Genomic DNA, 19034 nt, shown 5'->3' with positions numbered 1-19034 from the left:
CGGGGGCCCCCCCCCCCCGCCCCCGCCGCCCGCCCCCCCGCTGTTCCCCCCCGCCCCACCCCCCCCCCCGGGGGGGCCGGGCTCCGCGCCCGGCCCCCCCCGGACGCACGTAGGAGACAGGACAGGGAGAAAACACGTGGCGGCCTTGATGACCCGCCTGGGGAAGCGTCGCGACTGGTGCTGCCCGGGACACAGCCTCAAGTCTCTCGACCACGGCACCGAGCGCGCTCGTGAGCACCGTGAATGGCACCGAGAGATCACCCAAGACCTCACAGACCGAGAGGACCCCACTCCGTGCCCGCCCCTCCGATGATCTCCCCGCTGCTCACCTACGAGCACATCGCCGCCCTGCGCCGCGACGCCGCCCGGGACGTCATCACGCTGATCGCCTCCACCCTCCAGGAGCAGATCCCAGGAGCCGCCTATCTCACCTTCGGCCAGGACGGCGACCTGTGGTGGCTGGAAGCAGTCCTCGCAGCCGACGGCCGTCGGCTGCACACCATTGGCCACCCCTGGCCCGCACGTCTTCCGTCTCTGCCAGCCGGTTCTCCGCACCACTCCGCCTGGCAGGTGGCGGATGCCGACCCCACCAGCCCGCAGCAGCTCCTGTTCCGCATCATCCAGTTGCTCGATGACGGAATGGAGCCCGAACTCCTCCCTGCCGACCTGCACCACGGGCCCGACCGCCGAGGCATCCCCTGCATCCTCCTGGCGCCTGACGCCCGGCCGGACGACGAACTCCCCCTCGACGCGAAGCGGCTGCTGCGCCCCCACACGGCCCCCACCTCTGATCTTGCTGGGCCCGAGTCGCCGATCACCGAGCTGCTGCGAAGGGCACACCCCGACCAGGTCCGAACAGCAGCGGAAGCCGGACGCACCACCCCACCGGCAGCGCCGGAACGGAAGCGCATCCGCCACTTTCACATCAGCGAGGAGTGCATCCACGGGGAGGTCAAGCGCCGCCTGTGCGACCACACTCCGAGGAACGGCAACTGGCGCGTCCGAGAGGTCCCATGTGCCGAGACGTCCTGCCGCGACGGCCGCCCCCAGCCTGACGCCCATCCATGAACGGACTGTAGTCCCGACTCGCACTCAGCCAGCACGCACCATGCAGGTCAGGACTCCTACGGCGGGACGACGGGGGAACGCCCCGCCGCAGGCGTCGGTTCACCGTACGTCCCACCCACGAGTCAGACGGCGGGTCGCCGCTGATTGTCCGAAAACCGGCCCGGCGCCACAGAACGCGCCGTGGCGCTCGTGCCCGCCGCTGCCGAAGACAGCTGGCACGCCGGATCCGGCGTGTGCAGTCTGGGTGTCAAGAGCAGCCGCTACGCTGCCTTCAGCGCTGGACACGCACCGCGCAGACCCGCCACCCGCTCCCACGCAGCAGTGGCACGCAGGGGTCGAAGGCCCGCCGGCCAAGAGACCGGCACCGGCGACACGTCGGCAAGGGCCCGTGGAGTAGCAGCGCGCACCCTCCTCCCAGCAAACTGGGGCGGCGCCGGCGTGGGAGACCCCGCCCGTGGAGCTGTCCGCCGTGACGAAGAACCAGAACACCAGCAACAGCCTCGCCACCCGCGCTCGCGCCCTCGCCGAGAAGACCGGCATGCCGTACACCGCCGCCCTGCAAAGCCTGCGCACCCCGCGCGGCGAGCAGGCCGCCCCAGAACCCGGCCTCATCCTCACCAAAGAGGTCGAGCGGTTCGTCGACGGCCGGGACCAGATCGGCGTCGAGTACGACCTACGCGCCTTCCTCGCCGAGCGCACCGCACGCCGGTACGACTGCTACGAGTGCGGGGAGGACGTGCACACCGCCACCGACCCCACGAGCGTGCAGTTCACCGTGTCCGTGTTCGACCCCGACCTCAACCCGGGCACGCACGTGCTGATGACGCAGTACGCCCACCTCGCCTGCGCGCCCTCGGAGATCCGCTGGGCGGTGCCGGCCGAAGTCCCATCACAGCCGTTCACCGTCCGCGTCGAAGCAGGCACCGAGGACGGGGAGCAGCACGTCGTGGCCTACGAGATCACCGCCACCGCGCACCTGCTCCCGGGCAACGACCCCGAGGACCCGCAACTGCCCGTGCTCCTGCTGAACGCCGAGGTGGAGAACTACGAACCCCACCCGAGCCTGTACGAATTCTTCGACTTCAACCTGCTCGAGGACGGCTTCCCCGCCCGGGGCACCGGGGAACTGGGGGCGCACGGCTGGTCGGTACGCCTGGAGCACCCGGGCACCGGCCCCCTGGCACCGAGCTGGGTCGCCGTACGCGCGGCCACCGCGCCCGCGGACGCGGACGCCGGGCACGGGCACTTCTTTCTTGGCGCCGTCGACCTCACCGACGCCTTCGCCTCGGCCGCCCGCGAGCGCGGCCAGATGCTGCTCCTCGCCGGCCCCGTCGGACCGCACACCGTGCTGCCCGACCTCGACGGTGAGGACGCGGACGTGCTCGACCTCCTCAACGACAGGCTGGTCCGCGGCGGGTGGTGCCCCCTCGACGCCCCCGCAGCCGGTCACGCCCGCCCGACATCGTCCGAGCGGGCCCTCACCCGGTCGTGACACCAGCCGCCGGAGGCCCGCCGGCCGGAGCGTCCGGCACGGCGGGCGGGTGCAGCTCCCGGCGCAGCGCGCCCCCGTCCACGTACGAGGCCACGGTCCGCGCCAACTCCAGGAGCCGGCGCACCACCAGGTCGTGCGGGGGCGGGTCCGTGAAGTCCCGCCACACGGACCGTGCGGAGGGCTGCATCTGCTTGGGCAGCGGGCGCTTGCGGGTTCGGGTGCCGGCCAGGGTGCCGTACGCCTCCTGGACGGCGGTGTCGACCCGGTGCAGGCCGCACACTGGCGGCTTCGGGACCTTCGCGCTGTCCCGGCCCGCGTCGGCCGCGGCCACCACCGCGGTGGTCAGATCCGTCCCGGCCGGGCGGCCCTCGACCGAGGCGGTGTACGCGGCGCAGACGGCGTGCGCGTACCGGCGGATGGCCACGACCGCCTCCTCGGTCGCCCGCTCCCGATGCACCAGCGCCAGCGCGCTACGGGCCCGCGCCTGCTCCAGCAGCAGGGCGTGCCACTCCGCGTCAGCCTCACCCTCGCGGGGCGCCGCGGTCTTCCCGACGTCCTTCTCTGCCTCCTCGTACCGGCGGTGCGCCGACCACTGGGCCCGGTGCGCCAGCTCGATCGCGCCCTTCATCCGGTCCAGCGTCCTCTGCAGCTCGGCCGGCCACGGCTCGGGGCCGCCGTCCGGGTCCGGGGCGGCGACGTCCGGGTACAGCACGGCGTAGCGAGCCCACAGGGTGCGGTAGTGCTCACGACCGGCCTCGGTGATCCGGTAATCGCCCTGCTTGCCCTCGGCGTACGGCGGCGACGGCCGGCCGACGAGCGCTTCGTAGGTGTTGTGGCCCCAGATCCGTACCGTGCCCGGGTCAGCCCTCCACAGCCGGACGAGACGCTCCCACGCGTACTCCGACAGCTCACCGGCGCGGCGCCGGCCCGGCTCCTTCGTTCCCGCCCGCACCGCCGCCCGCCCCGCCCGGGTGAGCTTCGCCTTCACCGTCCGGGACTTCCCCCTGGGCCCTTCGACGACCTCGTCCCGGACCTCGATCAGCCCGTACCGCTGGAGCGCCTGGAGCGTCGACCCGGCGCCGTCGTCCCGGACGTCCCGAAGGGCGAGGGCCCGCTGCACCGAGGTGAGCTTCGCTCCCGGCGTGACCACGTCGATCCAACGCCACACCGACGCCGGTGTGTCGTCGTAGTAGCCGGCGGCGGCGTCCTGCGCCCGCGCGGTCTCCTCCGCCTGGTCGTGGTCGTACAGCACCGTCATGTACGTCTGCTGCCGCGGGTTCAGCGCTTCCCATGCCGCCTGCGCCTTGGTGGCCACCGACTGCTCCCTTCCCGTGCCGATCCCAGCCTGATGCATCACCAGGCACCTTTCGTGCAACACCGGTCACCGCCCGGCGGTCTTGCCTCTGTGTCGGTGGCAGCCGGTACCGTATAGCCGTACGTCACGGCATGCCGCGAACCGCCGTTTCCGCTGCCGCCCCGCGCCCACGCCGCACCGGGGCAGCGCCGCCGGACAAGGACTGCACCAGGGTCCCGCGCAGCACCACTCGAAGGATCCGTCTGTCCGGCTGCGCCTACTCACGCGACGTCCGGCGGGAAGCGTGGGGTCCCGCTGTGGAGCGACCGTGACCAAGACCGGCAGTGACCACCTCAAGCGCGAGGCCCGGGAGATCGCCCGTACGACCGGGCGCCGCTTCCCCGATGTCCTCGCCCAACTGCGCCGCGAGCGTGACCACGCCCCGGCCGGCCACCAGCCGCGTACTCCCTCGACGGAACTCGTCCCGCGCTGCCGCGGCTTCGCACACCCCATCGACGGGGGACGCTGCGCCCAGCCCGATGGCCACCCCGGCCACTGGACGTGGTGCGGCGAGGATCCGCACTTCGCGGTCTACATCTGGCAGGGCTACGTCGAGGCCCGGGACGCGGCCGAGCACGCCAAGCACGAAGCGTGGCTGACGTCCCTCACCCCGCAGCAGCGGGCCGAGTACGAGGCCGAGAACGAAGCCGCCTACCACCAGGCGATGGCCGACGAAGCCGCCGAGCCCTACGACCCGGACGAGGAAAGGAGCATCGAGTACGCGCTCGACGCGGCCGACGAGGAACGCTGGGCCGCCGAAGCCGAGACCGACGGCTTCGAGTACGACGAGGACTACCGGTGACCTACTGGAAGATCGTGCAGGAACGCGCCGCCGAGTGTTGGGTGGCCTACGCCCGGCCGGGTGCCTCGTCGCTGGCCGGCCTGCCGGCGATGGCGACCCACGCCGAACAGTTCGGCTTCTCCTACACCCTGCATGTCGCGCAGATGCTTCTGTCCGGCGTCGTCTTCAAGAGGTGCCCGGACCAACTCCGTACGGTCGCCGGCGTCCCGGACCTGAAACGCCTGGTGCTCGATAGCGCCGACGCAGTCACCACGCTCACCGTGGCCGAAAATCTGCGGGCCGTGCGAGGCATGCGGCTCGACGAGGCTCTCGAGCACGTCGAGGACCTGGTGTCGGCCACCGCCCGCGCCCGAGTGGCCGTGCAGAGTGTGCTGGAGCAGGTCCCGTGCGGCGCGGAGGGCCGGGCACGGATGCTGAACATCTTCTCCGAGCTACGCGGCGATCCGTCAGCCATCGCCGGAGTCCTGGCGCTCACCGGCAACGCCATGTCCGCGGTGATCGTCCCGCAGAGCCGCAACACCACGGACGGAGAACCGACGTGACCACGACCGGTACCGCGCTCAAGTCCTACGGCCCCATGCAGTTCCCCGACCGCGCCGGCCTGCACCTGTGGCAGTTCGAACGCGCTCAGCGCCTCGGCCTGATCCCCGGCCCGGACGTCAACGGCGAGCGCTGGTCGCGCGCCGTCTTCGACGACGCCATCGCCCGCATCGACACCATCAAGCAGGCCACCGGGACACTCCCGGACGTCGGCGCCGCCCGGGCTGAACAACACCTCGCCGACCGCTTCTCGATCGCCGTCCATTCCGGCACGGCCGCCGAGCTCGCCCGCCGAGGGCACCTTCCCGTCAGGGGGGAGTACCGCGCCCGCCCGCTCTACTGCGGCCTCGCTCTGGAAGCCTTCCGCGACCGCCGTACGGTCCAACGCGCCTCGGCCGCGGGCCGCCTACACATGCGCGACGCGGCGGCGAAGGCCCTTGGCGTGAGGGAGAGCGACTTCGACCACCTTCTACGGGCCGGCCTGCTCACCCATTCCGAGATCGTCGAGGGATGGCACCACACCCTGGTACGCCTCTACCGCCAAGCCGACCTGGACCGGCTGCTCCGAAGTCGCCGCATCGACTGGCCGGCTGTCCACGCGACGCCCAAGGGCCACCGATCCCCGCTCGCCGCCCTCCCCACCAAGAAGAGCACCGATGGGGCGGCGGGCGGATGAACACGCAACTCGACGACCTCCTGGAGAAGCTCTCGCTGCTGGACCGGCTGGAGCTGGTGCGCCGGGTGCGGGTGGGTTCCCTGACACTGCACGTCGGCGACCGGGTGAGGGCCAGCCACCGCCTTCGGGGGTCGCACCCGGACGAGGACCTGGAGGCGGAGGAAGGATGGGGCGCGGAGCCGGCGGACTACTCCGTCACCCATGACGTGCCGGCCGGGGCGCTCGGCCGCGTGACGCTGGTCCGGCAGTACGTCACCCCGTTCCCGTACTGCATTCGTTTCGACAACGACGTCGAGTTGGGCCTCGCCGAGGGCGATGTCTTCCGCGTCCCCGAGCAGCCCTCGGAACGACAGAGGGAACAGGACGAGGCGCTCTGGCACGTCCCAGCCGAGGGGGCGTTCACCGTCTACTGCTGCCGGTGGATCGACCGGCTCAGCCGGATCTGCCCGCAGTTCCGCAGCCACCGGGGGCCGTGCGGGCTGCCACCGCAGTGACGGGATCACCCCGGCTCCGGCCACCACGCCGCACGAGAAACAGCGACCGCGCAGAGCCTTTGCGAGTCGATGTCACCACCCGGCCTGCGTGTACCGGTGCCCGGCCGACACCTGCCGCAACCGCCAGAGCACCCCCCACGCCCCACCAGAGCGACCGCTCGGTTCACGGCCGAAGAGGGTGTCCGCTTTGCTCGGCACAGTGCTCCCTGCAGCAGCTTCAGCGGCGGACCCCCGGAGATCACCATGGACCACACTTCCGACACCAGCCTTGCGAAGGCGACCGAGCCTGAGACGGGCGTCATCACCGGCGTCGTCGTCGACGACCCGGGAACACCGTGCACACCGGAATACGCACGGACTCTGACGGAACGCGCCCTGCATCTGGCCGACGAGCTGGACGGCACGATGACAGAGATCGTCCGTGTGAAGGCGTGGGAGCCCTTGGGCTACCGAGACCCGCGCGAGTACGTACTCAAGGAATTCACCAACTCCTCCCGAGCGCACCGCTACCGGCTGGCGCGCTTCGCCGCTTTCGCCCACCAGCTGACTGAACGGCTCGGCGACGACGCCCTGGAGCTGCAGCTGACCGAGCGCGCCCTGCGCCAGGTCGCTCCGAGCCGTGACGCCGAAGTGATCAACGCTCTGGAGAGCCGCCTGGCCGATGCCGACAGCCCGGAGGAAATGGATGAGGCGGTGAACGAGACGCTCCGTGCACACTCTCGAAACGCGCCGTCGGAGGAGGACATGTGGGCCGGTGAGGATGAGCCCCAGGCACGGCAGGGCGGTGCGGCCCCCGCCTCGCGGCGTGACGACAGCGAAGGCTGGGGCGCTGATACCGACTTCGACTCTGACGGCTTCGACGACGAGCCGCAGGAACCTGTCCAGCCTGCCGTCGCGCCCCCGAGCAAGGCCGCTCTGGCAGAAGCTGACCGCTACGAGGAGTTCTTGCGCGCGATGCGTGTGATCGCCGCGACGGGTGGCGAGCTCCCCGGCATCCTCGACAACGCCGACGAGCCGGAGGAGAAGGAGCTGATGGAGCTGGCGCAGAAGGTGGGCGGGGTCGCCGCAGCTACGGAGGAAGCACTCAGCGCCCTGTGACCGAGCACCCGGCCCCGCGGACGGTGGATGGCGCCGAGGCGGTTCTCGCGAGAGATTCGTTTCTGCCAGGTACCGCCCGAAGCTGTGGCCCTCACCCCGCCCCAGCCTCGGAGGACCTCGTGCTCACGGCCCGCCACGCTCGCCCCCGCCGCACCACGGCTCAGCAGTTCACCCACGCTCTGGCGTCCAGCGACGTCGTGCGGGAGATCCAGGCGGCCACCGCCCTCGTGCACCGCTACGAGGCATACGGCCTGAGCCGAAGCAGCGCCGGTTGGATCGCGGAGGACCACCTGCGTCGAGCGCTGTTGCAGTTCCAGCAGCTGGTGGACACCTACGTTGCCGGAGCGCGAACGTGGGCGGGCCGAGCGTGGCGACGCCGGCAGACGCGCGACGTGCTGGAAAGCATGCGTGACGCGCTGTGGTTCACCACGCGGATGCAGGAACCGATTGAGCTGTTCTGGCCGCCCGCCCTCTTCTACCGCAACGCCAGGCCCACCGTGCTCGATCAGGCCATGCTGCTGCTCGATGAAGCGGAGCTCACGGCCGCATGACGGCACCTACGGCACGGCCGAACCGACGAGATCCGGACCAGAGGAGGGACTGTGCTCCAAGACGGCGCTCGACTTGGCGCTGATGAGATCACTCAGCCGGTGCCAACTCCTCTCTACCAGGCTGACTACCTGAAGCTGCTCGGCGCCGGCATCCTCATCGACCGCCGCGGTCTCGCCCTGGGCACCGCGAAGTGCGGCTGGGCGTGCGGTGGCCTCACCGACGGCTTCACATGTCCGCTGAGCCTGAGCTGCCCTCTGTGCCACGCCCGGCCGTCCCAGCGATGCCGCAGACCGAGCGGACATGAGGCAGACCCACACATTGGCCGACTTCATGAGGCTGGAGCGATCGACCGGCAGCGTGAGGAACGTGGTGACCCAACGCTGCCAGCCCCTTGGCCTGCGGAATGATTCAGCAGGCACCACCGCCCGTGCTGCAGTCAGACCTCAGACCAGTGACTTCGCCTCGTTCAGGCCGTCTGGCGAATGCAACGCCCGGTACAGAGCGCGTTCGGCGCGACCTTGGTTCCAGGCGTGCGTACGTGCGTCGAACTCCGCCTGATCGCGGTAGTCCGCGTCGGCTGTCCACTGGTCATCGTGGTCGCGCCGGTGGTAGACGACCGCGGGCAGCAGTTCCCCGGCACTGCGGCCCGTGACTCCCATGACGTAGGTGTAATCCTCCCCCTTGTGCAGCCCGCCATGGCCTACGGCCCGAGCGAGCTGGGTGTCGGTGAGAAGCATGCAGTGCCCCAACGGGGGCTTGCTGCCGGTGGCTGTTGGCCAGTACGTCCAGACGTCTCCGGGCTCGTGCCTTCCGACTGGGGTCGGGCACATCCACGTCTCCAGGCTTCCGTCCGCCCGCCAGTCGGCGGACCAGCCGGCGACCCATCGGAGCCCACTGTCCATGGCGCGGTCGTACCGCACAGCGAGCGAACGCTCGGGCAGCCGATCGTCATCGTCGGCGAAGGCGACGAAGCGTGCGGACACGTAGTTCAGCGCCGTATTCCGCGCCGGCGCGGGACCTGGGTCGGGCCGGGCGTAGACCCTCACTCGATGGTCCTTGGTGATCAGCCCGGGGATGCGCTCCTGATCCGCGTGGGGGCCATTCGGCGCGATGATCCATTCCCATGTCACCTCTGTCTGCAGACGGAGACTCTCGTAGAGCTCCTCCAGGTAGGCGAGGCGGCGGTTGCTGAGGCCGGTCGGGGTGATGACGGCAACAGCCGGTGCGTCGGCGTAGGGCATGTGCGACTCCGATGTGGTGCAGGTCGGGCGGTAGGAAGGACTATGCGACGCGGACGGTCGGCGGCTGCTGTCCGGGGCGTTCTGCCCAGCTGCCAATCAGTGCGGAAGGGCGCAGCGCGATCAGACGTACGGAGCGGGGCAACTGCTCGGCATACGCCGCCAGCGCTGATTCGTCGTCGAGCGGGTCGGGCGCGAGTCGGGCGAGGGCGACCAGCAGTTGTGCCGACTCGTCCTCGTTCTGGCCCGAACCAGACCAGCGCAGGACCAGGAGGTCATCGCGATCTGCGGTCCGCTGGGGGCGGGACCAGGGCGCCGCTTGCTTCCATCCGCTGCTGTCCAGCACCACAACGGGGAAGATCACACCGAGGCCGTAGTGGGCGGCCAAGGGCGGTCGGTTCACGGAATGTGTCTCCTTCCGAGGCTCCGCGGGGAGGCGTGGAGGACTCAGGGGCGGTGTTGTGTTTCAAGGGAGGGGAATTGGTGGGGGGCCGGGTTGGCCGTGGGCCCTGACGCGAGAGCGTCAGGGCCCCACGGCGTGACGCCGAACGGACCCTTCAGGGGCGCGGTTGCCGCGTCCGGCGGTGCGGTCAGTCCAGTTGCATCGGCACCGAGATGTAGTAGGCGTTGATCCATCCGGTCTTGCCCGCGTTGGCCCCGCTGCGGACCTTGATGTGAGCCCAGGTGCCGCTCTTCGCGTAGCAGGCCACCGTGATCTTCGTGTCGGTTCGCAGCAGGCCAAGGGACGTGTAGCTGGTGCTCGGGCCGTTGCGGAGGTGGACGGTGGTTGAGGTCCAGGCGGTGTAGTCGGCCACGTTCTTGGTGCACGCGCTGGAGCCGACTGCGGATGCGGGAGCGGCGAGGGCGGTGGCTCCACCGAGCATGAGGGCTGTGACTGCGGTGGCGGTCGCGGCCCGGCGTGTCAGAGCACGCATGGGATACCTCCTGCTGAAGTTCTTCGTTGGGAGCGTGGGATGAGGGATCTGCGTGTCCGGTGTCAGAAGTTGCCGGACCAAACCCAGCCGTGCCGCCCGTAGTCGTAGCCGGACTCGACGTAGCCGTAGTACCAGCGGTTGCCCGCCGAGTTCTTCGTCGAGCACTGCACCCGGAAGCCGCCGGCGCTCTCGACGCGGGCGATGACCTTGCGGCTGGCGGCAGGGCCCTCGTGAACCGCGGGCCAGGACAGATTCGGCGCGATGATGGTGTGGTCCCGGTCGTTGCGGGTGCAGGCGCTCTTGCCCGTTGCGGCAGCTGAGGCCGGGGACGCGGTCAGAGCGACACCGCTCATCAAGACGGTGGTGGTTGCTGCGGCGGTTGCTGCGCGGCGTATGCCGGGGCGCATTTGGGGGCTCCTCGTGGTTTCTGTGCCGGTGTGCTGGAGAGAAAAGCCGAACCCTTCTGGGCCGTCGGCTTCTGTCGCGCGGTTGCGCGTTGAGATCTCAGGCGCACAGGCGGTCCGCGTGCTGGGGGCTGGCGTAGGTGTTTCATGGCCGGAACGTATGAACGGAAGCGGACAGGTCCCGTTTTCCACTTCGCTGTGCTCCAGGGCGTGAAGCCCGCGGAAGGCTCTTCGCCGGGGGTGTCCGCTTCCGTTCCTACTGTGCGTCTCGTTGGAGATCGTCGATCCGCGGCGGCCTGCCAACGTGCGATGAAGGGCAACGAGACGCATGAGTAAGAGGAATACGACGCCGCGCCGGCGCATGATGCGGGTGGCCTCGGCCGCCGTCATGGCAGCTGGCGTGCTGGGCGTCGCCACCACCGGTGCCTCAGCCGCAGAGGTGAGCGCCACCGCGCAGGTGCAGGCCGATGCGGCCGTGAGCGAGGTGGGGGCCAAAGTGGACACGAAGACGGTCGTGACCCCCGCGGACGACCCGACCGACCCGGGTACAGACCCCGGCACCGACCCGGGCACGGACCCCGGCACCGACCCGGGCACGGACCCCGGCACCGACCCGGGCACCGACCCGGGCACCGACCCGGGCACCGACCCGGGCACGGACCCCGGCACCGATCCGGGCACGGACCCCGGCACCGACCCGGGCACCGACCCCGGCACCGACCCGGGCACCGACCCCGGCACCGACCCCACTCCGGATCCGAAGCCGGATCCGAAGCCGGATCCGAAGCCGGATCCGAAGCCGGATCCGAAGCCCGACCCCAAGCCCGACCCGAAGCCGGACCCGAAGCCCGACCCGAAGCCGGACCCGAGCGTCGACCCCACTCCCGACCCGGGCTCGAACCCCGGGGGTGGCGACGAGTCGACCCCGGGATCCGGGGCGGGCGGCCAGACGGGTGAGGCAGAAGGCAACGGCAAGCCCGAAGCCAGCTCACCCGGGCCGAGCAAGGTGTCCGACACCACGCAGAACGTGGCGGACAGCAAGCCGAGTGGGTCGCTCGCTCATACCGGAGCAGACGGCAACACCCAGCTCGGCCTGGCGGCAGGCGGGCTGCTCGCAGCGGGCGCGGCCGCCCTTGGAATCGCCGGCATCAACAAGCGCCGCGCCGCCCGCGGCGTCGGCAAGCCCGACGCCGCGTAACACCACACCGCAACCGATCAGGCGGGGGTGAGAGCCCCCTTACCCCCGCCTGCTCAGCCAAGTCGCATTTGTGGTGTTTGCACAGAAAGTAACCAGCGATCGAAGGAGCAGCACGCATGAAGTCCATCCGCCGTTTCACCACCGTCGCCCTGTCCGCGGCCCTCATGGCCGGCGGGGCGGCCGCCCTGGCACCGGCAGCGTCGGCGGCCACCGCCTCCAGCTGCACCTACAACCTGGCGGACCACAACGCCCAGGTCGATGGGAACGGAATCAACTACCGATCGGGCCCGGGGACGTCGTACGCCTCCAAGGGATTCCTCTACGACGGCGACGACCTGCGCATCTACTGCGGCAAGGGTGACTGGTACTACGGCAAGTTGATCTACCGGTCCAAGAGCGGCATGGCCGCGAACACGTACGGCTGGATACGCAAGGACATGCTCCTCAGCCTCGCCGGCTAGCCGAACCTGCCAGGCGGTGCGCGCTGTCACCGCTGGGCCCTCCGTATACGCGATGCCCGCAACGCGGGCTTCCTGCGCACGTACAGGCGGTGCTCCGGCCCCAGTGCCGGGGCACCGCCCACCCCTCCAGACCGCTGATGCCCTCTGCGGCCCACTTGGTCATGCCACGAAGAGGAGACGCAGTGTCACCCGCTCAGCCAGCGCACCGGTCCCAACAGGTCCCGGGCGCACGCACCACCCTTCCCGGGCGAGCCCGTCGGCAGCCGCTGTCACCTCGACCGGTTTGGCAAGACGTCTTCCTCGAGCCCCGGTACGACCCGGCGATTCAGCAGGAGATCGACGCCGACCTTGAGCTGGAACAAGAGATCGCACCTCCACGAAGACGAAGCGGTCGGGGCTGAGCATCGCGGCGCTCGAACTTGTCCGTCGGGTTCCAGAGACGGCCGACAGGTCCGGGCTCAATCCGGGCCACCCACCCCTCTCCCACCAGCACAACCGGGCGTTCGCCCCTCAAGTATCCGGAGCAGCTGCATGACCACCGCCCCCACCGTCATCACCCCGCCCGTCAGCCCAGCGATGCGAGCGGCGCGATCCGTCGTCTGGACCTTGCTTGCCTCCTCTCTGCTCATCAAGGCCGCAGGCTTCGCATGGGACTTCCTGGGCTACTACGTCGCTGACGGGCTCGGATACGGCACCACGGCCGCAGGCGCGGCACTGACCGCGTTCGGGCTCGGCTGGTGTGCCGGCCTCGCTTCGGCCGGGGCCCTCACAGACAGGCTGGGACAACGGGCCGGCCTCTCACTCGTCATGGCGCTGTCCTCCCTCGCCTGTTTCGCACTCGCGATCGCCGAGTCGTTTCCCGCCCTGCTGCTGGTCTCGTTCTTTCTCGGCATGACGATGGAGATCCACCGGCCGGCGGTCAGTGCGCAGATCAACGCCAGCATCGACAGTGAAGCCGCCCGAACCCGTGCGCAGTCCTGGCTGTACTGGGCCTCCAACGTCGGCATAGCCATCTGCGCGGCGGCTGGCGGGTACCTGGCCCACCACTACGGCTACAAGGCCCTTTTCGTCGTCAACGGACTCGCGTGCCTGGGATTCGCCGCCGTGGCCTACCGAGTCCTGACACCGCGGCCCGCGACTGGCAGCACCGAGGCCCCCGCCGTCACCTACCGCAAGGTCTTCGCCGACCCCTCACTGCGCTGGATCGCCGTCGCGGCCGTCTGCGGCATGACCTGCGCCTGGGGACTGGTCTCCGTCCTGCCGCTACTCATGACCGACGACGGGCTCCCGCCCACCAGCTACGGCCTGGCGATGCTCGCAAACACGATCACGGTCCTGGCGCTCACTCCACCCCTCACCCGGCTGCTCGTCGGTTCCGGGGACACCCCCAGATACCCTCTCGTCCCGATCCTCGCCTGCGGCTGCGCCATTCTCGGGCTCGGCATCAGCCTCGCCGCTCTGCAGCACACCACCCTCGGGTACGCCGCCGCGGCCGCGCTCCTGGTCCCCGGCGAGATCGCCTTCTCCGTCGCACTCGGCGCCTACATCTCCACCCACGCCCCCCGCAACGCCACCGGCCGCTACCAGGCAGTCCTCAGCGGAGCAACCGCCGTCGCCTCTCTTCCGCCGCTCGGCATCGCCCTGGCGCTGAACACCGGCGGCCGCCCCCTGGTCGCCGCCCTCCTGGTCGGCAGCGCACTCATCGCCGTCACCGCGTGCCGCCCCCTGGCCAAGGCCCTCCGAGACGCGCAGCAGACACAAACACATCCGCTTCCCACCCCCGCCCCGTAGCCCGGGCCTCCCGCCCCCGGCCGATCACTCCCCCAAGGACCTTCCGTGCACGACATCACCCCCGCTGCGGCCCGTCTCGCCGCCATGCTGGCCCAGCCCATACCCGTATTCGGTGCCTACCTGCCGGCCGGATTCCCGGCCCCCGGCCTGGACATCGAGACCCTTCAGATGCTCGCCGCGGCCGGAGCCGACGTCCTCGAAATCGGCCTGCCCCACCCGCATGCCCCCCTCGACGGACCGGCCATCACCGCGGCGAACCAGCGCTCCCTCGAACACGGGACACAGACCCAGCACGTCTTCACCACCGTCCGGCGCACAGCCGAAACCACCCAAGCCTCCGTTCTGGTGATGACCTACTGGGAGCCCGTCCGCGCGCACGACCCGCATCGATTCGCGCGCGAACTCGCCGACGCCGGCGCCGCCGGAGCGTTGATCCCAGACCTCCCCCCAGCCGAAGCCGCCGAGTGGGCCGCAGCCGCCCGCGCGGCCGGACTCCACAACCTGCAGTTCACCCCCCGCCAGGCCACCGACACCGAACTCAACCAGGTCACCGCGACTGCGAGCGGCTGGCTCTACGCACCAGCCGTTACGGGCCGCACCGGTTACCAGGGACCCCTCGACATAGGCGCCCTGAAGGCATTCACCCACCGGCTGAAGCGACTGTCCGACGTCCCCATCGTCACCGGGGTCGGCATCTCCACCCCCGAACTCGCTGAGCAAGTCGCCCCCCACGTCGCCGGCGTCGTAGTCGGGTCCCCCATCGTCCGCTGTCTCCTGCGGCGCCCCGACAGCACCGGCGCAGCAGCTGCCGCCGACACCGCCGCCCTGTTCGCGGACTCCATCCGCACCCCCGCGCTGACCTGACCGAGCAGGCCTCGGCGCGACCACCCCCGCACAAGTCACCTGACCCCTGGAGCAGCCGTGCCTTCTGCCGTCGTCTCGCCGCAGGTCACCACCACAACACCAGTCGAGAACCGCCGATGGCCCCCGATCATCTGGGCAGCCCTGATCGGGACCTTCGCCATCCGTGCCCTCGGCTTCGCCTACCCCTTCCTGCCGTACCACGCCGACAGCCTCGGCTTCTCCGCACAGACGACCGGCTGGATCGTCGCAAGTTTCGGCGCAGGCTGGCTCATAGGACAGGTGGGCGGCGGCTGGCTGTCCGACCGCATCGGACCGCGCGCAACACTCGCCTGCGCCATGGCCACAGCCGCAGTCATCCTGCCGATCCTGGCGGAAGTCCGCTCCTCAACGGGGCTCATCACCGCCGCCCTCCTCACCGGCGTGGTCTACGACGCCGCCCGGCCGGTGATCACCACACTCATCGACGACACCTTCCCCACCAAGGCCCAGCAGGTACTGGTGAACGGCTGGCGACACTTCGCCGTCAACATCGGAGCCGCCCTCACCGGATCACTGGGCGGCTATCTCGCCGCCACAGCAGGACTTCCGACACTGTTCTGGGTCAACGCGCTCGCCTGCGCGACGTTCGGAGTGGCCGCCGTACTCCTACTCCCTCCGAACACCCGCCGCACCGACCCCGAGGAAGCCAAGACGGGCTACACCCACGCGGTACGCGACGCCCGCCTGTGGCTGCTCTCCCTCGCCAGCCTCTGCGCACTCATCTGCGCCGGCAGCGTCTTCACAGCCCTTCCGATGCTGATGAGCCACGACCACCTGGACGCCACCGCATACGGCTGGACGCAGGTAGCGAACGCGGCCGCCGTACTGATCCTGTCCCCGTTCATGACCCCATGGCTCAGCAGACGCGCTGCGCACGGAGGACCCATGACCGGTCTGCTGGCAACCAGCGCCCTCCTCCTGGGCGCCGGTATGGGCCTGGCCGGTCTGGCGGATTCCACCGCCGGCTATTGCCTTGCCGCAGCTGCCGCCGTCCCAGGCGAGATCATCCTGTTCATCGCAGCCGGCGACCTTGTCTCCCGCCTTGCCCCGCCTGGAGCACACGGACGGTACGCCGGCCTGTGGGGGAGCAACCTCGCCCTGGCGGTCATCGCCGCGCCTCTCCTTGCAGCCTGGTCCCTCGGCCACGGCGGAGGGGTGACTGCGACGTGGATCATCTGCGGCGCTGGAGCACTCGGGGCTGTCCTGTGCTGGCCCCTGCACTCCAGCATCCGCACGGCCGACGCACTCACTACCCCGGGACCCCGCTCGACGAACGATGAAGCGGAGCACTCCGCGGAAGCAGCGTAATTGTCGGGACCGCCAGGTACGTTGCCCATCACCACCTTTCCCGACTAGCACCTCAGGACAACCATTGAGTGACCACACCGTCTTCGCCTGGTGCTTCTCCCACGGTCGGCTGCACCACTTCGTCGGTGAGCCGTGGTGCACCGCCACCTGGGCTCTCCTTCCAGGCGCAACAGAAGAAGAGGCACTGGCCGCTAAGGCACAGCAGTACGGCGCGGCGACATTTCTCGACCAGCTGCCCGATGAACAGCAACTCGCTCTCATTCGAGGAAGCGGCGACCGCACTGCCTGACCGCACACCCGCGGGCTGGAGAGGACGGAGCCTCGTCACGTTGGGCTCAGAACGTCACCAGCAGCCCGAGCACCATGACCGCCACGATGACGCCGACGATGATGATGCGCGTACCTGAATCCGCCGACCGCCACCAGCGGTCCGCGGTCGGCCATCCCGAGGCGTTCACCGCCTTGGAACCGATCCGCCTGGTGAGAGGCTTCCGCGCAGCATCATCGGGCTCCAGGTAGTCAAGATCACCGGCGTCGCTCTCCTGGATCTGTGCAGCAAGCGCACCAAGGAGCTCGTCCAGTCGTTCCGGGCCCAGCTCGAGATGCAACTCGGCCCTGTCGTTCCCCAGAACCAGCATGGGGAAGGGATGGCTCTCGTCCACACTGGTCACCACACTCCAGTCGGCGTAGTCAGCGTGCACCTGATCTTCGATCTCCGCAGGCATGGCCTCCGCGGTCTCGGCCGGCGAAGGGATGTAGTCGGCGGGCAATGTCGTGACCTCCTTGCGGGCCACCGCGGTGGTGGCCCCGCCGCATGCTCACCGGTCAACCGGACACGGCCTGTTGGCGGCGGCGATCGCAGTCAGGAGCTCCGGGTGGTTGTCCGCCTCGCCCCGTAAGTTGCGTGCTCGGTCCCCGAAGAGACCAACGTCGACACCTGCTCACCGATGGCAAGAGATTCGCGACGGGACCACGCTTCAACGGCCTCAGCTAGACACTCCTGCCATTCACTACCGAGGAGATCAGTTTCGATGAGCACTGATGTGCAGGAGCCGGTCAGCACCGCCTTTGCGATGAGGCTCCACATGCCGCAGCCGCACCCCTGCTTCGTCATCACAGCTTTTCTGCACTACGCGCTGGAAGACCCGTACGCCGTACGGATCGTCTTCCGCATGAGCACGGGAGACGAGCCTGTCGTCTGGCACGTGAACCGCGACCTGATCCGAGACGGCCTGGTCCGGCAGGCGGGAGAAGGGGATGTACAGATCGGTCCTGATCCGCGCAACGCAGACGACGTCATCCTCCGTCTTCGTGTGGACGACGCCAGCGCGCTCCTGACGGCTCCTCGGCCGCCGATCGAAGACTTCCTCCGCCGTACGACCGAAGTGGTTCCGTACGGCCGGGAGAGTTCAGTGCCCAGCGTGCGAGCGGCGCTGGACGCCGAGCTGGGTCGCATCCTCACCACCTCGTAGCCCTTCAACAGATCCTGCTGCCTGCCGCTGACACCGTCACGTTGCTTGTTGCTTGGGACGCCATGCCCCTGACCGACGTCAGGGGCATGGCCATTCCCGTATCGACTGGCCGTGCCGACCCGCCCTCAAAGTGAGAGCTGCCTCACAGCCGTAGCGTCCGATCGTGGACGACGGGCCTACCTGCCACTGGTCATGACCAGGCTCCCACCCGCGACCAGGAAGAGATACCACCATGCCGGTCCTGCGCCAGATCACCACCTGCACCGAGCCGTCGACTGTCGTGATCGAGCGGCGCGCCCGCGCACGCGACCGGTCTGTGGACTACCGGCTGGAGGTCTGCCGACGCCACCGATGGCTCGCGAACAACTGGACCGGCCGGCGCAGCACTGAAGGAGCCGGCGGGCGATGTGGGACCCTCACCGACTACCGCCCCTACATCCAGATCGTGCAGTCCCATGCCGACCTGTGGCTGCGCCCATTGGCCGCGAACGGCCCTGAGGACCATAACGGCGACCTCGCGGCCGCGCTCCGCGCGGGTTACGAGTTGCTGACCGTGGACCGGGAACCGACCGGCGTGGCGGTCGCGCTGGAGCATGCGGCACGGATCGCCGAGGCGGTCACGGTCGGAACTCTGCCGCTGGCCGAGGGGCGTGCTCAGCTCCTGGCAGTGCTCGGTGCGGCAGAGACCCTCGACGCAGGAGCACGAGGCGCCTGAACTGCTGCCACACGACCGCGACCGCTGAGCGGCCCCTCTCCACTCGAACGCGTTGTAGAAGTGCGGTGCTGTTCCTTTACTGGTGCCTACGAGGAGTGGCCGAAGCGATGCCCTCATATGCCTCTGGTGCCTTGGGCGTTGGGCCGACTGCAGCTGCAGCAGAAGGATCCGCAGATGCAGAGGCGCTTGTTGCGGCTTGGGTTGTAAAGGGGGAAAGTAGATACAGCGTCCCTCCCCACCAACCTTGGGGAGGGACGCTGTCAGCGCACATACTCGCGGCGTATCCGCTCGGGCGTCAGATTTCTGCCCGGGTGATCATCCGAGGCGGCCGCTCTTCACATCGTCGACGAAGGCGGCCCACTGGTCAGCGCCGAACACGAAGGCGCCCAGGTGAGGGGCCTTGCTGTCGCGTGCAGCCACGAGACCCTCCTCCGTCGTCTGTACCTCCAGGCAGTCCCCCTGCTGCGCTCCGCTGTAGGACGACTTCTTCCACTTGCCTTCCGGCAGGTCGTGCCGCATCATTTCACTTTCTT

The 19034-nt window shown here is 69.7% G+C and carries 23 protein-coding genes; 16 read left to right on the top strand and 7 right to left on the bottom strand.

The features are described 5' to 3' along the window. Positions 1-294: 294 nt before the first annotated feature. Complete coding sequence (locus ACIP93_RS34985) at positions 295-1068, top strand: hypothetical protein (protein WP_401765917.1); 774 nt, start codon at positions 295-297, stop codon at positions 1066-1068. 469 nt (positions 1069-1537) lie between these two features. Next, the gene (locus ACIP93_RS34980) at positions 1538-2560 is read left to right on the top strand and encodes a hypothetical protein (RefSeq protein ID WP_401765914.1); all 1023 of its coding nucleotides are present in this window, start codon (positions 1538-1540) and stop codon (positions 2558-2560) included. Here the strand turns inward: ACIP93_RS34980 and ACIP93_RS34975 are convergent. Continuing rightward, positions 2547-3914 carry a hypothetical protein gene (locus ACIP93_RS34975; protein WP_401765912.1) on the bottom strand — a complete coding sequence of 456 codons (1368 nt, stop codon included), beginning with the start codon at positions 3912-3914 and terminating at the stop codon, positions 2547-2549. The genes ACIP93_RS34980 and ACIP93_RS34975 overlap by 14 nt on opposite strands. 268 nt (positions 3915-4182) lie before the next feature. Here ACIP93_RS34975 and ACIP93_RS34970 point away from each other — a divergent pair, with 268 nt between their 5' ends. From ACIP93_RS34970 to ACIP93_RS34945, 6 genes are all read left to right on the top strand, one after another. Beyond that, positions 4183-4716, top strand: a complete 534-nt coding sequence (locus tag ACIP93_RS34970) for a hypothetical protein (protein ID WP_401765910.1) — start codon at positions 4183-4185, stop codon at positions 4714-4716. Next, the gene (locus tag ACIP93_RS34965) at positions 4713-5258 is read left to right on the top strand and encodes a hypothetical protein (RefSeq protein WP_401765908.1); all 546 of its coding nucleotides are present in this window, start codon (positions 4713-4715) and stop codon (positions 5256-5258) included. Before ACIP93_RS34970 ends, ACIP93_RS34965 begins: the two co-directional genes overlap by 4 nt. Next, the gene (locus ACIP93_RS34960) at positions 5255-5932 is read left to right on the top strand and encodes a hypothetical protein (protein WP_401765905.1); all 678 of its coding nucleotides are present in this window, start codon (positions 5255-5257) and stop codon (positions 5930-5932) included. The genes ACIP93_RS34965 and ACIP93_RS34960 overlap by 4 nt, the downstream gene beginning before the upstream one ends. Beyond that, positions 5929-6426, top strand: a complete 498-nt coding sequence (locus ACIP93_RS34955) for a hypothetical protein (RefSeq protein WP_401765902.1) — start codon at positions 5929-5931, stop codon at positions 6424-6426. Before ACIP93_RS34960 ends, ACIP93_RS34955 begins: the two co-directional genes overlap by 4 nt. A gap of 243 nt (positions 6427-6669) precedes the next feature. Then, positions 6670-7524, top strand: a complete 855-nt coding sequence (locus tag ACIP93_RS34950) for a hypothetical protein (protein ID WP_401765900.1) — start codon at positions 6670-6672, stop codon at positions 7522-7524. Positions 7525-7643: 119 nt separating this feature from the next. Next, positions 7644-8075, top strand: coding sequence for a hypothetical protein (locus ACIP93_RS34945; protein WP_401765898.1), 432 nt, complete (start codon positions 7644-7646; stop codon positions 8073-8075). A 444-nt stretch (positions 8076-8519) separates the two neighbouring features. On the opposite strand, the gene ACIP93_RS34940 is transcribed toward ACIP93_RS34945, so the two are convergent. From ACIP93_RS34940 to ACIP93_RS34925, 4 genes are all read right to left on the bottom strand, one after another. Beyond that, complete coding sequence (locus ACIP93_RS34940) at positions 8520-9317, bottom strand: glycosyltransferase family 2 protein (RefSeq protein WP_401765895.1); 798 nt, start codon at positions 9315-9317, stop codon at positions 8520-8522. Positions 9318-9357: 40 nt separating this feature from the next. Further along, positions 9358-9717 (bottom strand): hypothetical protein, encoded by a 360-nt coding sequence (locus tag ACIP93_RS34935; RefSeq protein ID WP_401765892.1) that lies wholly within the window; start codon positions 9715-9717, stop codon positions 9358-9360. 187 nt (positions 9718-9904) lie between these two features. After that, positions 9905-10249, bottom strand: a complete 345-nt coding sequence (locus ACIP93_RS34930) for an SH3 domain-containing protein (RefSeq protein ID WP_401765889.1) — start codon at positions 10247-10249, stop codon at positions 9905-9907. 62 nt (positions 10250-10311) lie between these two features. Continuing rightward, on the bottom strand, positions 10312-10602 hold the full coding sequence (locus ACIP93_RS34925; protein ID WP_401765886.1) for a hypothetical protein: 291 nt from the start codon (positions 10600-10602) through the stop codon (positions 10312-10314). A gap of 379 nt (positions 10603-10981) precedes the next feature. Between ACIP93_RS34925 and ACIP93_RS34920 the strand changes: the two genes are divergently transcribed. The 6 genes from ACIP93_RS34920 to ACIP93_RS34895 all read left to right on the top strand — a co-directional run bounded on the left by ACIP93_RS34920 (position 10982) and on the right by ACIP93_RS34895 (position 16603). After that, a complete protein-coding gene (locus tag ACIP93_RS34920; protein ID WP_401765884.1) occupies positions 10982-11851 on the top strand; it encodes a hypothetical protein in 870 nt (289 codons plus the stop codon). 116 nt (positions 11852-11967) lie between these two features. After that, the gene (locus tag ACIP93_RS34915; RefSeq protein WP_332757089.1) at positions 11968-12312 is read left to right on the top strand and encodes a hypothetical protein; all 345 of its coding nucleotides are present in this window, start codon (positions 11968-11970) and stop codon (positions 12310-12312) included. Positions 12313-12843: 531 nt separating this feature from the next. Next, positions 12844-14103: an MFS transporter gene (locus ACIP93_RS34910; protein ID WP_401765881.1), complete on the top strand. Its 1260-nt coding sequence runs from the start codon at positions 12844-12846 to the stop codon at positions 14101-14103. Positions 14104-14148: 45 nt separating this feature from the next. Continuing rightward, a complete protein-coding gene (gene trpA, locus ACIP93_RS34905) occupies positions 14149-14967 on the top strand; it encodes a tryptophan synthase subunit alpha (RefSeq protein WP_401765878.1) in 819 nt (272 codons plus the stop codon). 57 nt (positions 14968-15024) lie between these two features. Further along, the gene (locus ACIP93_RS34900; protein ID WP_401765875.1) at positions 15025-16314 is read left to right on the top strand and encodes an MFS transporter; all 1290 of its coding nucleotides are present in this window, start codon (positions 15025-15027) and stop codon (positions 16312-16314) included. Between the two features lie 64 nt (positions 16315-16378). Beyond that, positions 16379-16603, top strand: a complete 225-nt coding sequence (locus ACIP93_RS34895; protein ID WP_401765872.1) for a hypothetical protein — start codon at positions 16379-16381, stop codon at positions 16601-16603. Between the two features lie 46 nt (positions 16604-16649). Here the strand turns inward: ACIP93_RS34895 and ACIP93_RS34890 are convergent, their stop codons facing one another. Then, on the bottom strand, positions 16650-17084 hold the full coding sequence (locus tag ACIP93_RS34890) for a hypothetical protein (RefSeq protein WP_401765870.1): 435 nt from the start codon (positions 17082-17084) through the stop codon (positions 16650-16652). Positions 17085-17345: 261 nt separating this feature from the next. On the opposite strand from ACIP93_RS34890, the gene ACIP93_RS34885 reads away from it, so the two are divergent. Then, positions 17346-17786 (top strand): SsgA family sporulation/cell division regulator, encoded by a 441-nt coding sequence (locus ACIP93_RS34885; protein WP_401765867.1) that lies wholly within the window; start codon positions 17346-17348, stop codon positions 17784-17786. A gap of 232 nt (positions 17787-18018) precedes the next feature. Continuing rightward, positions 18019-18501: a hypothetical protein gene (locus ACIP93_RS34880; RefSeq protein WP_401765865.1), complete on the top strand. Its 483-nt coding sequence runs from the start codon at positions 18019-18021 to the stop codon at positions 18499-18501. 315 nt (positions 18502-18816) lie between these two features. Here ACIP93_RS34880 and ACIP93_RS34875 read toward each other — a convergent pair whose 3' ends face one another. Next, complete coding sequence (locus ACIP93_RS34875; protein WP_325749212.1) at positions 18817-19023, bottom strand: DUF397 domain-containing protein; 207 nt, start codon at positions 19021-19023, stop codon at positions 18817-18819. Between the last annotated feature and the right edge of the window lie 11 nt (positions 19024-19034).

The organism is Streptomyces sp. NPDC088745, from assembly GCF_044751045.1.
Lineage (GTDB): Bacteria > Actinomycetota > Actinomycetes > Streptomycetales > Streptomycetaceae > Streptomyces > Streptomyces cremeus.
This window is presented reverse-complemented; position numbering and strand designations above follow the sequence as displayed.

Bases quoted from the DNA above. Each gene is read 5' to 3' on its own strand.
- ACIP93_RS34975 (WP_401765912.1), bottom strand. From the start codon at position 3,914: ATGCATCAGGCTGGGATCGGCACGGGAAGGGAGCAGTCGGTGGCCACC.
- ACIP93_RS34955 (WP_401765902.1), top strand. From the start codon at position 5,929: ATGAACACGCAACTCGACGACCTCCTGGAGAAGCTCTCGCTGCTGGAC.
- ACIP93_RS34950 (WP_401765900.1), top strand. From the start codon at position 6,670: ATGGACCACACTTCCGACACCAGCCTTGCGAAGGCGACCGAGCCTGAG.
- ACIP93_RS34940 (WP_401765895.1), bottom strand. From the start codon at position 9,317: ATGCCCTACGCCGACGCACCGGCTGTTGCCGTCATCACCCCGACCGGC.
- ACIP93_RS34930 (WP_401765889.1), bottom strand. From the start codon at position 10,249: ATGCGTGCTCTGACACGCCGGGCCGCGACCGCCACCGCAGTCACAGCC.
- ACIP93_RS34925 (WP_401765886.1), bottom strand. From the start codon at position 10,602: ATGAGCGGTGTCGCTCTGACCGCGTCCCCGGCCTCAGCTGCCGCAACG.
- ACIP93_RS34920 (WP_401765884.1), top strand. From the start codon at position 10,982: ATGAGTAAGAGGAATACGACGCCGCGCCGGCGCATGATGCGGGTGGCC.
- ACIP93_RS34915 (WP_332757089.1), top strand. From the start codon at position 11,968: ATGAAGTCCATCCGCCGTTTCACCACCGTCGCCCTGTCCGCGGCCCTC.
- ACIP93_RS34910 (WP_401765881.1), top strand. From the start codon at position 12,844: ATGACCACCGCCCCCACCGTCATCACCCCGCCCGTCAGCCCAGCGATG.
- ACIP93_RS34885 (WP_401765867.1), top strand. From the start codon at position 17,346: ATGAGCACTGATGTGCAGGAGCCGGTCAGCACCGCCTTTGCGATGAGG.
- ACIP93_RS34880 (WP_401765865.1), top strand. From the start codon at position 18,019: ATGCCGGTCCTGCGCCAGATCACCACCTGCACCGAGCCGTCGACTGTC.
- ACIP93_RS34875 (WP_325749212.1), bottom strand. From the start codon at position 19,023: ATGATGCGGCACGACCTGCCGGAAGGCAAGTGGAAGAAGTCGTCCTAC.